General features: G+C 66.0%; 15 protein-coding genes. 4 read left to right on the top strand and 11 right to left on the bottom strand.

Going from position 1 to position 14,293, the window contains the following annotated elements; translation table 11 throughout:
* Nucleotides 1-31: 31 nt before the first annotated feature.
* The gene (locus tag LL962_RS05545) at nt 32-385 is read right to left on the bottom strand and encodes a DUF1304 domain-containing protein (protein WP_104586522.1); all 354 of its coding nucleotides are present in this window, start codon (nt 383-385) and stop codon (nt 32-34) included.
* A 295-nt stretch (nt 386-680) separates the two neighbouring features.
* Nucleotides 681-2,039 (bottom strand): NTP/NDP exchange transporter, encoded by a 1,359-nt coding sequence (locus LL962_RS05540; RefSeq protein ID WP_228316233.1) that lies wholly within the window; start codon nt 2,037-2,039, stop codon nt 681-683.
* 364 nt (nt 2,040-2,403) lie between these two features.
* Between LL962_RS05540 and LL962_RS05535 the strand changes: the two genes are divergently transcribed.
* On the top strand, nt 2,404-3,747 hold the full coding sequence (locus LL962_RS05535; protein WP_208621409.1) for a serine hydrolase domain-containing protein: 1,344 nt from the start codon (nt 2,404-2,406) through the stop codon (nt 3,745-3,747).
* A gap of 423 nt (nt 3,748-4,170) precedes the next feature.
* Here LL962_RS05535 and LL962_RS05530 read toward each other — a convergent pair whose 3' ends face one another.
* On the bottom strand, nt 4,171-4,623 hold the full coding sequence (locus LL962_RS05530; RefSeq protein ID WP_228316232.1) for a hypothetical protein: 453 nt from the start codon (nt 4,621-4,623) through the stop codon (nt 4,171-4,173).
* 148 nt (nt 4,624-4,771) lie between these two features.
* Here LL962_RS05530 and LL962_RS05525 point away from each other — a divergent pair, with 148 nt between their 5' ends.
* Nucleotides 4,772-5,185, top strand: a complete 414-nt coding sequence (locus tag LL962_RS05525) for a hypothetical protein (protein WP_228316231.1) — start codon at nt 4,772-4,774, stop codon at nt 5,183-5,185.
* A 448-nt stretch (nt 5,186-5,633) separates the two neighbouring features.
* Here LL962_RS05525 and gcvH read toward each other — a convergent pair whose 3' ends face one another.
* The 8 genes from gcvH to nudE form a co-directional block, all read right to left on the bottom strand.
* The gene (gene gcvH, locus LL962_RS05520; RefSeq protein WP_104586527.1) at nt 5,634-6,029 is read right to left on the bottom strand and encodes a glycine cleavage system protein GcvH; all 396 of its coding nucleotides are present in this window, start codon (nt 6,027-6,029) and stop codon (nt 5,634-5,636) included.
* Nucleotides 6,030-6,168: 139 nt separating this feature from the next.
* Nucleotides 6,169-7,278, bottom strand: coding sequence for a glycine cleavage system aminomethyltransferase GcvT (gcvT, locus tag LL962_RS05515; RefSeq protein WP_228316230.1), 1,110 nt, complete (start codon nt 7,276-7,278; stop codon nt 6,169-6,171).
* 157 nt (nt 7,279-7,435) lie between these two features.
* Complete coding sequence (locus tag LL962_RS05510; RefSeq protein ID WP_104586529.1) at nt 7,436-7,870, bottom strand: NfeD family protein; 435 nt, start codon at nt 7,868-7,870, stop codon at nt 7,436-7,438.
* 3 nt (nt 7,871-7,873) lie between these two features.
* Nucleotides 7,874-8,839, bottom strand: a complete 966-nt coding sequence (locus tag LL962_RS05505) for an SPFH domain-containing protein (RefSeq protein WP_104586530.1) — start codon at nt 8,837-8,839, stop codon at nt 7,874-7,876.
* Nucleotides 8,840-8,992: 153 nt separating this feature from the next.
* The gene (locus tag LL962_RS05500) at nt 8,993-9,328 is read right to left on the bottom strand and encodes a YnfA family protein (RefSeq protein ID WP_104586531.1); all 336 of its coding nucleotides are present in this window, start codon (nt 9,326-9,328) and stop codon (nt 8,993-8,995) included.
* Nucleotides 9,325-10,176 carry a nucleoside triphosphate pyrophosphohydrolase gene (gene mazG, locus LL962_RS05495; protein WP_228316229.1) on the bottom strand — a complete coding sequence of 284 codons (852 nt, stop codon included), beginning with the start codon at nt 10,174-10,176 and terminating at the stop codon, nt 9,325-9,327. Before mazG ends, LL962_RS05500 begins: the two co-directional genes overlap by 4 nt.
* A 169-nt stretch (nt 10,177-10,345) precedes the next feature.
* Nucleotides 10,346-11,146: a 3'(2'),5'-bisphosphate nucleotidase CysQ gene (gene cysQ, locus LL962_RS05490; protein WP_228316228.1), complete on the bottom strand. Its 801-nt coding sequence runs from the start codon at nt 11,144-11,146 to the stop codon at nt 10,346-10,348.
* Complete coding sequence (gene nudE, locus LL962_RS05485) at nt 11,143-11,691, bottom strand: ADP compounds hydrolase NudE (protein WP_167395245.1); 549 nt, start codon at nt 11,689-11,691, stop codon at nt 11,143-11,145. The genes cysQ and nudE overlap by 4 nt, the downstream gene beginning before the upstream one ends.
* A gap of 41 nt (nt 11,692-11,732) precedes the next feature.
* On the opposite strand from nudE, the gene bioA reads away from it, so the two are divergent.
* On the top strand, nt 11,733-13,151 hold the full coding sequence (bioA, locus tag LL962_RS05480) for an adenosylmethionine--8-amino-7-oxononanoate transaminase (protein ID WP_228316227.1): 1,419 nt from the start codon (nt 11,733-11,735) through the stop codon (nt 13,149-13,151).
* Entirely contained in the window at nt 13,142-13,876 is a 735-nt protein-coding gene (locus LL962_RS05475; RefSeq protein WP_228316226.1) for a 16S rRNA (uracil(1498)-N(3))-methyltransferase, read from the top strand. Before bioA ends, LL962_RS05475 begins: the two co-directional genes overlap by 10 nt.
* The last annotated feature ends 417 nt before the right edge of the window (nt 13,877-14,293 follow it).

Raw genomic sequence — 14,293 nt, 5'->3', positions numbered from 1 at the left:
TGCGCAGGCCGCGCTGCCGCTGAATCCTCGCTCAGGCCGGCAGCCAGAGTAGCGCCAGTGCGATCAGCGCCGGCACCGCCTGCACGAAGAAGATGCGGCGATTGACGCTGTAAGCGCCGTAGCACCCGGCCACGACCACGCATCCCAGGAAGAAGGTCAGCACATCGGCACGCGCGGCCAGCGCGCCCCAGAACAACCCTGCCGCCAGGAAGCCGTTGTAGAGCCCCTGGTTGGCCGCCAGCACGCGCGTGGCCTGTGCCTTCTCCGGCGTGTTGCGGAAGGTCTTCAGGCCCAATGGACGGGTCCACAACAGCATCTCCAACACCAGGATGTAGACGTGCAGCAGAGCAACACACAGGCCGGCGACGATGGCGAACAGGGACATGGCAGACCACTGAGAAGGATGTGGCAGCAAGCATAGCCGCGATGACGCCGGCTTGGCTGTTCGGACGCCCACATGCCGAACACCGCCATCTTCCGACAGCGAAACAGCCGTGCAGTCATGCCTTCGCACGGACCGCATCAGGACCATATTGAACAGCCGGCGGACCGGCGGGCGCCGCTGCACGCGCGACCGCACATGACATGCCGACCGGCCACGCATCGTGGCGGTGGAGCCGACGTGCGGGAGAGCGCACTGCCCGGGCGCGACGGCCTATCGGCGCCGCGGCCCGGAACGGTCAGTCGTGCGTCCCGGCAGCACCCGGCATGCGTTCCGCGGGCAGCTTGCGGGCCTGGTGCAGCAGCCCGAACGCGGCCACCGTCAGGCCCGTGGCCGCCAGCAAGCCCACCCCGAAGACCGTGCTCGAACCGAATGCGGACACCAGTTTGTGGATCCAGACGAAGCTCAGGTCGCCGCCCCGGTAGACCACCGTATCGATCGCCGCACCGGCCTTGTAGCGCCATTGGCGATCGACGCGCGTGTACAGCGTCTCGCGCGCCGGCTTGGCAAGCGCGAACTCGCTGGAGCGCGTGATCACCTGCACGATGGCGATCATCAACGGCAGTGGCGAGGCAGTCAGCAGCGCATAGCCCACCACGATGGCCACACCGGGAATCAGCAGCGCTGGCGCGATCCCGAAGCGCGACAACAGCGCACGCGTCACCAGCATTTGCAGCACCAGCGTCAGCGCGTTGACCGCCAGATCGATGCTTGCGTAATACGCCGTGCTGGCGGCCGCATCCGTATACAGCCGCCGTACCAGCGCGGCCTGTTCGTTGTAGAGCAAGGTGCCGACACCCACGCCGAACAAGGTCATCAGCGCCAGCCAGCGCAGCAATGGCTCGCGCACGATCAACTTGAGCCCGCCGAACACATCGCCGCCCATCGGCACTTCGCCGGAGTCCAGCCGGAACTGCCGCTCGCGCGCCACCGCCCACAGCCGCAGCCGCAGCACGCACACCACGCACACCGTCAACAAGCCGGCCGAGACCAGCATCAGATGCGCGATGCCGATGCGCTCGACCAGCGTGCGGGTGAGGATCGGCCCGAGGAACGCGCCCAGCGTCCCCGCCGCACCGATGTAGCCGTAGTAGTTGCGTGCCTCGGCATTGCTGAAGACATCGGCCATGAAGCTCCAGAACACCGCCACCGCGAACAGGTTGAACACCGTCACCCACAGGAAGAACGCCATGCCGCGCCCGGGCACACCGCTGTCGAACAGCACATAGAACAGCAGCAGGGTCGCAATGAAAAACCCGTAGACCACCGGCAGGAATACCCGTCGCGGGTAACGGCTGACCAGTGCTCCGTACACCGGCTGCAGCAGCAACATGATCAGGAAGGTGCAGGTAAACAGGACCTGCAGGGTGAAGTCCTTGAGCGGAATGCCGTGCGCGGCGAAGAACGCGATCATGCCTGCAGGAAAGATCGCTTCCACATCGGCCGATGCGCCCATCGCCTCGCGTACCGGACGCAGCACGTAATACCCGCTGAGCAGGCAGAAAAAGTACAGGAAGGACCAAGCCAGCGGCGGCGAGCTGCGCAGCGCCTGCCCCAGCCGACCGAGCGCCGAACGCGGCGCAGGCGAGCCAGTCATGCCGACAACGAAGTCCGTATGGACGAGCCCGACAGGAAGAACATGGCAGCGGCGGCACCTGACGAGGAAGCGCGCACGTTAGCGGATGCGGGCATCGTCAACAACACACTGCCCCCTGTGCGACAGCATTGCCCCGCTTTCCCCGGCACGCGGCTTGCAGCATGCCCACATGGCGGCGCCCGACCCCAGCTCTGGGGCGGACAGACCAGATTGCGGGACCCAAATCGTCAATAGGATCAATACGATGCCCATTCATCTTCCGGCAGTTTGTGCTATTGCGAAGTGCGGCGCTAGAATCGCCGAAGGCAGTGGAACAGGCGGGACAACCATGACACAAATGCGCAGGCGCCGACGGTTCCGTCCGTTGGCCATCGGGCTGCTCGGGGCTTTATTGCCACTGGCCCTCTCTTCCACGGCACAGACGCCTGCGCCCACAGCTTCCGCATTGCAGCCGGCCACCATCGCGCAGTCGCCCACTGCCCCGCTGGCATACCGCGCCTCGCTGCCGGCCAGCAGCGTGCTCGCACCGGCCGCCGGTTTCGATGTGGCGGCGTTCGAGTCGATGGCCGACCAGCTGACCTATGGCAACCGTGTACCGGGCATGGCGATGGCCATCGTCCAGGGCGGCAAGGTCCTCAGTGCGCGCGGCTACGGTGTTACCGACGTCAATCGTCCGCAGCCGGTCGATGGCCATACCGTGTTCCGTCTGGCATCGCTGTCCAAGGCCTTTGCCGGCACCATGGCCGGCCTGCTGGTCAACGACGGCGTGCTGCGCTGGGACAGCAAGGTGGTCGATTACGTGCCCGGCTTCCAGCTCAGCGACGGTGCGGCCACCCGCCAGCTGACCGTGGCCGAAGTGCTCAGCCATCGTGTAGGGCTGACCCGCAATGCCTACGATCGCGACATCGAGTCCAACGCGGACTATTACTCGCTGAGCCACAAGCTGGCCTCGGCGCCGCTGCGCTGCGCGCCGGGCGATTGCTACGCCTATCAGAACGTCGCCTTCAGCCTGGTCGGCGATGTGGTGTTCGCCGCCTCCGGCAGTTTTTACGAACAATCGGTGGAACGCCGCATCTTCAAGCCGTTGGGCATGAACGATGCGAGCATGGGGCTGGCCGGCATCCAGGCCAGCCCGCATTGGGCGCGCCCGCATGTGCGCAGCCGCAACGGCTGGGTGTCGCTCACACCCAAGCCCACCTACTATCGCCTCGCTCCAGCCGCCGGCGTCAATGCGAGCGCCAGCGACATGGCGCAGTGGCTGCTGGCGCATACCGGCCATCGCACCGATGTGCTGCCTGCACCACTGCTCGCCACCCTGCATGCGCCGCTGGTATCCACACCCGGCGAAATGCGGTCCGGCTGGCGGCACGAACGCGTGGACGCGGCCAGCTATGCGCTGGGCTGGCGTGTGTTCGACTATGCCGGCCATCAGGTGATCTTCCACGCCGGTGCGGTACAGGGCTATCGCGGCCTGGTCGCGCTGCTGCCCGAGCGCGACCTCGGCGTTGCCATCATGTGGAACGGTGAAAGCGGTTTGCCGTCGGGCATGCTGCCGACCATTCTGGACCGCGCGCTCGGCCTGCCGGCGAAGCGTTGGCTGGACATCGATGTAGACGGTGATTTCGGCAGCGAGAACATGCTGGCCGAACGACCCGATCCGGCCGGCAAGGGCGCTTCGTCCGGCAAGTCGGTGGCCTCGCCGCGCTGACCCGGTAGGTCGCGGTCACCGGCGCCCCGTGGCGCACATGCAGATACAGGCGGCTTCGGCCGCCTGTGTCGTTTCTGCCGGGCGCGCCATGCACGCAACAGCCGCGGGTATTGTCGAAGGCCACCTGCCACGCTACAGCGACAGGACGACGCGAAGGACGAGCGGTGCGGCACCGCGCAGCTGCGGTGCAGGGATGGAGCAGCACCTCCGCTCGATCGGGCGGATGGATGCGCTGATGGGCTGGCGATGCCGTTGCACAGGCCCCCATCCGCCCTTCGGGCACCTTCCCCCGCAGGCGGGGGAAGGAAGGTAGCAGCTTCGACCTCTGCGGCGTGATGCGACCGCTACGTTCAATAAAAAAGCTCCCTCCCCGCTGGGCGTCGGGGAGAGAGCTCGATGGTTACGGCGATCGGGTGGTGCGGATCAGATCAGCGGCGCCGGGGTTGCAGGCAGCGCGACCGGAGCGGCCTTCTTCTTGCGAGCGGCCGGCTTCTTCTTGGCGACCTTCTTCGCAGCAGGCTTCTTGGCAGCGGACTTCTTGACGGCAGACTTCTTGGTCGCCTTCTTCGCCGTTGCCTTCTTGGCGGTCTTCTTCACTGCCTTCTTGGCGGCCGTCTTCTTGGTCGCCTTCTTGGCGGTCTTCTTCACTGCCTTCTTGGCAGCGGTCTTCTTGGTCGCCTTCTTCGCAGTCTTCTTCACTGCCTTCTTGGCGGTTGCCTTCTTCGCAGTCTTCTTGACGGCCTTCTTTGCCGTCTTCTTCACTGCCTTCTTGGCAGTTGCCTTCTTCGCGACCTTCTTGGTCGCCTTCTTGGCGGCGGTCTTCTTCACTGCCTTCTTGGCGGTGGGTTTCTTTTTCGCAGCTTTTTTAGTGGCCATGTAATTGGCTCCTCGTCAGTGAACTATGGAGTTGAAACGCCCAGTTGAACCAAACCCCGCGCCGGCATGCCGTCGTCGGGAACCATCCGCAGGCAATGCGCGGCGGGACGGATACAGAAACACCCGCATCGAGCGACGACACGGGTGCATGGTCGGAACAGTGCTGCATTTTTCGGAGGGAAGCGAACCCGACTCCACCGTCGATGGCGCTTCGGTGGACGTCTGGAACAAGCTTGTCGGCCCGATGTCGATTCTGCTCACTCTCTTTCGCAGCAATGTCTGCTGGGCGAAACCTAATCACGCTTTTTTTTACTGTCAACACTCTTTTGCATTTTTTTTTCAGACCGCCATCGCGACGTCCTGCATCGGAGGGCCATCGGCGCGCACCGCACCTCCCAATGCGCTCGACCAGCCTGCGCACGCGCGCGCCCGTGCTTGCGGAAAACCACTTCTTTTTCGCTGTTTTTTTATTGCATCAAGAATTCGAACGGCAGCGACAGCAACCCGATCGCCACAACGCCACGAAGGCATCGAGATCGTCCACCGCCTGTCCGCCAGCTGAAAATATTTTTCGCGACGCATGCGCTTCCGGCGCCGCACAAGCAGAAATGCGCAAACTTCTCGCGCGTCTCGATCGCTCTGCATGCCTCGATGCACGCGCTCGACGACGTGCGACGCGCGCTCGAACGTGGCACCGAGACGCCTGTCTGCCATGCACGCGTTCACCGCCTGCACGCTGCATACTCACGAACGACTCACGCCGGAAACCCGTCGCCCGCTGCGGATCGATCGCATCGAAGGATGCGGCGAGTGCGCGCGGCGATGCGCAGCGTTCCGGACAACTGCCGGGCCATCGCGCAGCCGATCGGCAACCGACGACGCACCTGGCATGCCGGCCAAGCATGCCGGCCGACACATGCGACTTGGCCGACGCCGCCCGGGAACCGGTACTTCTCCATAAAAAAGGCCGCTCGGAGAGCGGCCTGGGTATCGCGGCAGACGGAACCGGATCAGTGGTCGTCGTCTTCGAGCAACTCGGCGTAGTCGTCCGGCGACAGCAGATCGTTGAGCTGGTCCTTGTCGTCTATCTCCACCACGAAGATCCAGCCTTCGCCGTAGGCGTCTTCGTTGATGGTCTCCGGCTTGTCGCCCAACGCGCTGTTGACCTCGACCACGGTACCGCTGACCGGGCTGTAGACGTCGGAGGCCGCCTTGACCGACTCGACGACCGCAGCACCGTTGCCGGCCTGCACGGTATCGCCGACACCAGGCAATTCGACGTAGACCAGGTCGCCCAACAGGCCCTGCGCGTGATCGGAAATGCCCACGGTCACGCGACCGTTGCTCTCGATGCGGGCCCACTCGTGGGATTTGAGGAACTTGAGGTCGCCAGGAATCTCGCTCATGGGTGTGCTCCGGGGAAACGGTGGTTGGGGACAGGCGGTTAGTTTAGACCGCGCGATGAGGCAGGTGCACGCGCGTCGCGAAGGCCGTGTTGCTCGCGGTTGCACGATGCCGGCCAGCTGCGGCCGGCATCGCCGGGGATCATTCGCCGAGCACGCCGGGCTGCGCCTGGCCTTCGCGCACGAATGGAAACTTCACCGCGCGCAATGGCACCTGCCGGCCACGGATGTCCACGCGCAGATCGTCGATGCTGCCGGCCGGCACGCGTGCGAAAGCGATCGCCTTGCCCAACGTGGGCGAGAACGTGCCGGACAGGATCTCGCCTTCGCCACTGGCGGTCAGCACGGTCTGGCCGTGCCGCAGCACGCCCTTCTCATCCATCACCACGCCGATCATCTGACGTGGCGCGCCCTGCGCCTTCTGTGATTCGAGCACGTCGCGACCGATGAACTGCCGCCCTTCGTCCAGCGCGATCGTCCATGCCAGCGCGGCCTCGTACGGACTGACCGTGTCGTCCATGTCCTGCCCGTACAGATTCATGCCTGCTTCCAGCCGCAGCGTATCGCGCGCGCCCAGACCTGCCGGCTTGACGCCCTGCGCGAGCAACGCATTCCAGAATGCGATCGCCGCGTCCTGCGGCAACACGATTTCGAAACCGTCTTCGCCGGTGTAGCCGGTGCGCGCCAGGAACAGGTCGATGCCATCGCGCGAGCGGGTCTGCAACGCGGCAAAGCGGCCGAGCTTGCTCGCGGCGTCAGTGTCGGCGGGGTCCAGCAGGCCGATGACCTTGGCGCGCGCGTTCGGCCCCTGCACCGCGACCATGGCGAAGTCGCCACGCTCTTCCACGCGTACGTCGAAGCGTGCGGCCTGCTCGCCGATCCACTGCAGGTCCTTTTCGCGCGTGGCGGCATTGACCACCAGGCGGAAGAAGTCCTCGCGCATGAAGTACACGATGAGGTCGTCGATGACGCCGCCCTGCGGGTTGAGCATGCAGGTGTAAAGCGCCTTGCCGGCCAGCTTGAGCTTGTCCACCGAATTGGCGAGCAGGTAGCGCAGGAACTCGCGCACCCGCGCACCGTGCAGGTCGACCACGGTCATGTGGCTGACGTCGAACATACCGGCGTCGCGGCGGACCTGGTGGTGTTCGTCGATCTGCGAACCATAGTGGATCGGCATGTCCCACCCGCCGAAGTCGACCATCTTGGCGCCGAGCGCACGATGGGTGTCGTTGAGGATGGTCTTCTGGGTCATGAGCGCCGGTCCAAGGGAAAGACGTCCATTATCGCCGTCCGGCTGCAGTTGCGGTGAAGCCATGCGAACGCAGGGCGAAGATCGGGCGCCCGCTCCGACGCCGGCGCACCGCACCGCACCGCACCGCAACATGCAACGCAGCGACTAAGGGCGGCGGCTAATCGGTGGCTTCCACCAGCAAGGTCATGCCATCCACGCCGACGATACGCACGGGCAGGCCCGCCGCCAGGTCCGGACCGCTGACCACCCAGAACGCATCGTCGACCTTGGCACGGCCACGGCCGTGGTGGATGGGCTGATCGAGCAGCACACGACGGCCGATCAGTTGTTCGGCCCGCCGATTGAGCAGGGGCCGGTCGCTCTGCCGCCCCTTGCCGCGGAACCAGCTGCGATAGATCTGCACCGACACGAAACTGAGCAGCACGAAGGCCACGATCTGCATCAGCACCGACGTGCCGGGTAGCGCGAGCACGAGCAGGCACACCGCCGCCGCGGCAATGCCCATCCATAACAGGAATGCGCCGGGCGCCAGTGTCTCCGCCGCGATCAGCAACAGCGCAAGCACCGCCCACACCACCACGTCCCAGCGCATGGCTCAGCCCCCCGTGCGCGGCGGCATCGGCGGCACGCGCACGCCGGCGGCATCGGGCCTGGCCAACGCTTCCTTCGCCAGATCGGCAATGCCGGCGATCGAACCGATGATGCCGCTGGATTCCATCGGCATCAGCACGAACTTCTGGTTGGGCGCGGTGGCCAGCGCCTGGAACGCTTCCACATACTTCTGGGCGACGAAGTAATTGATCGCCTGCACGCTGCCATTGGCGATCGCATCGGACACCACCTGGGTGGCGCGGGCCTCGGCTTCGGCCAGTCGCTCGCGTGCCTCGGCGTCGCGGAAGGCGGCTTCCTTGCGGCCCTCGGCCTCGAGCACGGCAGCCTGCTTCTCGCCATCGGCACGCAGGATCTCCGACTGACGCGAGCCTTCGGCTTCCAGGATCTGCGCGCGCTTCTCGCGCTCGGCTTTCATCTGCCGCGCCATCGAATCGATCAGGTCGCGCGGGGGCTGGATGTCGCGAATTTCGATCCGCGTCACCTTGATGCCCCACGGGTTGGTGGCCTGGTCGACCACGCTCAGCAACTGGGCATTGATGGTTTCGCGCTGGCTCAGCGATTCGTCCAGATCCATCGATCCGATCACCGTGCGGATATTGGTCTGCACCAGGGCGATCGAGGCGATTTCCAGGTTCGAGACTTCATAGGCGGCCTTGGCCGCATCCAGCACCTGGAAGAACACCACCCCGTCCACGCGCACCACCGCGTTGTCCTTGGTGATGACGTCCTGGCTGGGGACATCCAGCACCTGTTCCATCATGTTGATCTTGCGGCCCACGCCGTAGACCACCGGCACCAGAAAGTGCAGCCCCGGGCCCATGGTGTGGGTGTAGCGGCCGAAGCGCTCCACGGTCCACTGAAATCCCTGCGGCACCATGCGCACGGTCTTGAACAGCACGATCACGCCGGCGACCAGTACGGCCATGGCCAGAAACGAAGTTGGAAACATGTGCAGCCCCTTTGCAATGACGAGTCGATCCTGGGGCGGAGTATGCACCGGCAGCACACATCTCCAATGGCAGAAGCAGGCAGCCGATGTGGCACGGGTCTGCGCTCCAGCCTCATCGGCGCGGATCTGGGGGCCATCGGGACCCACGCCGGCTCAGACGTTGCGCGGCGCGAACATGATGATGGCCATGCCCAGCAGACAGCAGCCTGCACCGAGCAGATCCCAGCGCGTGGGCGTGATGCGGTCCACCCACCACAGCCACAGCAACGCGCTGGCGATGTAGACCCCACCGTAAGCTGCATAGGTCCGCCCGCTGGCGGTGGGATGCAGGCTCAACAGCCACACGAACAGGGCAAGGCTCAACGCGGTCGGCAGCAGCAACCACGCACTGCCGCCTTTGCGCAGCCAGAGATAAGGAAGGTAGCAGCCGACCAGCTCCGCCACGGCAGTTGCCAGGAACAACCCCAGCGTGCCAGGCGCGGAGCTCATTGGCCGACCACGACATCGATGGACACCGCCGCGGCCGCTTCCTCGTGCTTGACCTGTTGCCACAGCGCTTCCTGTGCCCGCAACGACAACGCGTCCAGCGAGGTTCCCTGTGCATGTGCGCGCGTCTCCATCGCGCGGAAGCGGCGTTCGAACTTCAGGTTGGCGTGTCGCAACGCCGCGCCCACGTCCACCTTGGCGTGGCGCGCCAGATTGGCGCAGACGAACAGCACGTCGCCGAGTTCGTCTTCCAGACGCGCCCGATTGTCGGCGACCGGGCCGCGCGCGAATTCCACCCGCAGCTCCTCGATTTCCTCCTGCAGTTTTTCCAGGACCGGCGCCGGGCCGGGCCAATCGAAACCGACCCGCGCCGCGCGCGCCTGCAGCTTGGTGGAGCGCTGCCACTCCGGCAGACCACGGGCGATGCCGGCAAGCGCCGAGTCGTCCTGGTGGCCGGCGGCACGACGTTCTTCGCGCTTGATCTGTTCCCAGTTGGCGCTCACTGCCTGCGCGTCGTCGGCCGCCTGCGCTGCGAACACGTGGGGGTGACGGCGCACCAGCTTGTCGCTGAGCGTGGCGACCACATCGGCAAATCCGAACGCGCCCTGCTCGGCAGCCATCTGCGCGTGGAAGACCACCTGCAGCAACAGGTCGCCCAGTTCGTCGCGCAGGCCCGGCAGGTCGTTGCGGTCGATCGCATCGGCCACTTCGTAGGCCTCTTCGATGGTGTACGGCGCGATGCTGGCGAAGGTCTGCTCCACATCCCAGGGACATCCGTGCTCGCGGTCGCGCAGGCGCGCCATCAGCTGCAGCAGGCCTTGGATATCGCCAGTGGCGGGAGCGTGGGACATGCGGTATTCCTGAAGGATGCGAGTGGAGGGCGCCCGACGGGAGGCGCCGACAGGGCGCGATGCGCGGTGACCTGCAGCAGCCGATGCTGCGCCGGAAGCGTGCGCAGTGTAGCGGTCAGCCGATGCGTGCTCCGTGCATCTGCCGCGGGGTGCCCACGGCAGCACAGGATCAGGCCAGCCAGTCGCGCCAGGGCAGGTTGGGGTCGCCCAGTGCGATGAAGTCGCCATTGAGCAAGGTCTCGCGGCGGTTGTAGCGGAACGGCTTGCCGGTATGACCGGCGAGCAGCATGCCACCGGCGGCATGCAGCACGCATTGGCCGGCCGCGGTATCCCATTCGGAGGTCGGGCCGAAGCGCGGGTACACATCCAGGTCGCCTTCGGCGATGCGGCAGAACTTCAACGACGAGCCCTGCGCCACCAGATCGATCTGCCCCATGCGCTCCAGCGCCGCCGCAGTGCGCGCATCGCGGTGCGAGCGGCTGGCGGCCACGCGCAACGGCGTGGCCGCTGGCGTGCGCGTCTGCAGCATCTCGTCGCGATCGCCGTCGCGGCGATAGGCATTCTCGCCGCGCGCGGCATACCAGACCCGGCCATCGACCGGTGCCTGCACCACGCCCAGCACCGGTGCGCCCATATGGATCAGCGCGATGTTGACGCTGAATTCGCCATTGCGCTTGACGAATTCGCGGGTGCCGTCCAGCGGATCGACCAGCCAGTAGCTGGTCCAGTACTGGCGCTCGGACCACGCCACGTGCGCCGATTCCTCCGACAGCACCGGCACGTCCGGCGTGATGCGGCGCAACCCTTCGACGATGACGCGGTTGGCGGCCAGATCGGCCTGGGTCAGCGGGCTGGCGTCGTCCTTGATCTGGACCGCGAAATCCTGTGCGTACACCTGCATGATGGCGTCGCCGGCCTGGCGGGCGATGGCGATCACGGTTTCGCGCAACTCCATCGGAATGCGGATCATGGATGACGCTCCAGCCACTCGCGCGCGATGAACAGCGCCGCCAGCGAACGGCCCTCGGAGAAGTCTTCGCGCAGCATCAGCTCGTCCAGGCGTGCCAGCGGCCAGGGGATCACCTCCATCTCTTCCGGCTCGTCGCCGGGCAGGCGCTCGGGATAGAGGTCACGCGCCAGCACCAGCCACGACTGGTGACTCATATAAGTAGGAGCGAGCGTCATCGCGCGCAGCACCTGCACCTGGCGTGCGCCGTAGCCGGCCTCTTCCTTGAGCTCGCGATCGGCAGCCTGCTCCGGCGTCTCGCCGGCATCGATGCGGCCCTTGACCAGGCCCAGCTCGTAGCGGTGAACCCCGGCGGCGTATTCGCGTACCAACAGCACGGTGGCCGCATCGAGCATCGGCACCACCACCACCGCGCCATGGCCCTGGCTGAGCTGGCGTTCGTAGATGCGGCGCTGCCCGTTGGAAAACTCCAGATCCAACTGCTGGCGACGGAACGGCCCTTCGCCCAGATCGGTGGTCTTGTGGATGGTCGGCAGGCGCGGGCTCATGCGCGGCACGCAGCCGCGGAGCGGGCCGATAGAATAGGCGGATGCATCGACATGTTCATGAGCCCGAAATCCTAGCAGACCCGGCAGCCTCCGAAGCTGCCGATCATTGGCGACAACGCGATCTCGCGGTGCTGTGGCACCCGTGTACGCAGATGCGCGAGCATCCACATACGCTTCCGCTGGTGCCGATCGCCGGTGGCGAGGGCGCCTGGCTGATCGGCCACGACGGCCGCCGCTATCTGGATGCGGTCAGCAGCTGGTGGACCAACCTGTTCGGCCATGCCGAGCCACGTATCGGCGCGGCCATCGCGCAGCAGGCGGGAACGCTGGAGCAGGTGATGCTGGCCGGCTTCACCCATGCGCCGGCGGTGCAACTGGCCGAGCGGCTGCTGGCCATCGCGCCGCGCCAGAGCGGACGCGCGCCGTTGTCCAAGGTGTTCTATGCCGACAACGGCTCGGCCGGGGTGGAAGTGGCGCTGAAGATGGCCTTCCACTACTTCCACAACCGTGGCGAGCATCGCCGCACGCGTTTCATCGCGCTGGAGAACGGCTACCACGGCGAAACCATCGGTGCGCTGTCGGTGGGCGACATTCCGTTGTATCGACGCGTGTACGCCCCGTTGTTGCTGGAAGCCATGTTCGCCCCGTCGCCGGATGCCTATCTTGCCGAGCCCGGCCAGAGCGCCGAGGACTACGCGCTGCAGGCGGCCGATGCGCTGCAGGCGCTGTTCGAACGCGCACCCGGCGAAATCTGCGCGTTGATCCTGGAGCCACGGGTCCAGTGCGCCGGCGGCATGCGCATGTATCACCCGGCCTATCTGCGTCGCGCACGCGAACTGTGCGACGCGCATGGCGCGTTCCTGATTGCGGACGAGATCGCCTCCGGCTTCGGCCGCACCGGCAGCTTGTTCGCCTGCGAGCAGGCCGGGGTGATGCCCGATCTGTTGTGCCTGTCCAAAGGCCTGACCGGCGGCTTCCTGCCGTTGGCGGCGGTGCTGGCCACGCAGGCGGTGTACGACGCGTTCCTGGACGATTCGCGCGAACGCGCGTTCCTGCATTCGCACAGCTACACCGGCAATCCACTCGCATGCGCGGCCGCATTGGCGACCCTGCAGATCTTCGCTGACGATGACGTGATCGCGCGCAACCAGCACACTGCCGCCCACATGGCTAGCCTCGCGGCGCAGATTGGCGAACACCCGGCGGTGGCCGACGTGCGCCAGGCCGGCATGATCGTGGCATTCGAACTGACCCGCGGGGGCGACAAGCGCACGCCCTTCCCTGCTTCCGCGCGGGTCGGGCTGAAGGCGTATCGCGCCGCACTGGCGCGCGGCGTGGTACTGCGCCCACTGGGCGATGTGCTGTACTGGATGCCGCCGTATTGCGTGGACGAGGCGCAACTGGCGCTGCTGGCCACCACCACCCGCCACGCCATCGAGGAGGCCGTCGCATGCGCCTGACCCGCTCGCATGTGGCGCTGCCTCTGCAGTGCGACCAGGAAGTCAGCCTGCCCGAAGAGTCCGCCAATCACCTGCTGCGTGTGCTGCGGCTGCGCGAGGGCGATGTCTGCATACTCTTCAATGGCGACGGCAACGATTACTACGCGCGTATAAGCGTGGCCGGCAAGCGCGAGGCGCGCGCGCTGGTCGAGCGTGTCGAGCCGCTGGACAACGAATCGCCGCTGCGGATCACCTTGATCCAGGGCATCGCGCGTGGCGAGAAGATGGACCTGATCCTGCAGAAGGCCACCGAACTGGGCGTTGCGGCCATCGTGCCGGTCAACGCCGAACGCACCGAGGTCAAGCTCGACGCGGCGCGCCTGGAAAAGCGTGTGGCGCATTGGCGCAGCGTGGTGGTGTCCGCATGCGAACAGTCCGGCCGCGCGCGCGTCCCCGAGCTGGCAGCACCGCTGGGCCTGCGGGAAGCGTCGCAGGCCTGCGACGCGCGGGCACTCCGACTGACCCTGGATCCGCAGGGCGAACATCGCCTGGGCACGCTGACTGCGGGCAGCGACCAGGCAGTGGTGGTAGCGATCGGGCCGGAGGGTGGCTGGTCGCCGCGCGATCGGGCCATCCTCGCAGAGGCAGGTTTCAGTGGCCTGCAGCTGGGGCCGCGCATCCTGCGCACCGAAACTGCCGGGTTGGCCGCGATTGCCGCATTGCAGTCGCGGCTCGGGGATCTGTGAGGCGCAGCCGTGGCAGCACGGATTGCATGGGATGGATGACCCGTGGGTGGGACGATCCACAGGCAAGGTAGCGGCGATCAGGTGTAGCAGCGCACCCGGGCGCGACGGGACTTCCCTTCCGAACGAGTTCCCAGTGCTCCCCCCCCCCGAAGCCCATCACCATCAGGGCCGCTTCTACGAAGCGGATGCGATCTTTGGTCTCGGATCAGCGGCCGTGACTTAGAGGGTGTTTACATAATGGTAATCTATGATCCCAACGTGGAAACAAGGGATCGAGATGGGGCGCCCACCCAAGATTCAAGGCACGCATGAAGCAGTTTTGATACAGATCGTCGAGTCTGATCCGACCGCGACGCTGGAAGAGATCGGTGATGAGCTGTTTCGCCGAACCGGTGTGATGGTGCACGAACGGACGCT

This window comes from Xanthomonas sp. NCPPB 1067 (assembly GCF_020783795.1).
Lineage (GTDB): Bacteria > Pseudomonadota > Gammaproteobacteria > Xanthomonadales > Xanthomonadaceae > Xanthomonas > Xanthomonas melonis.
Note: the sequence above shows the minus strand (reverse complement) of the source record. Positions and strands in the feature narration are given on the sequence as shown.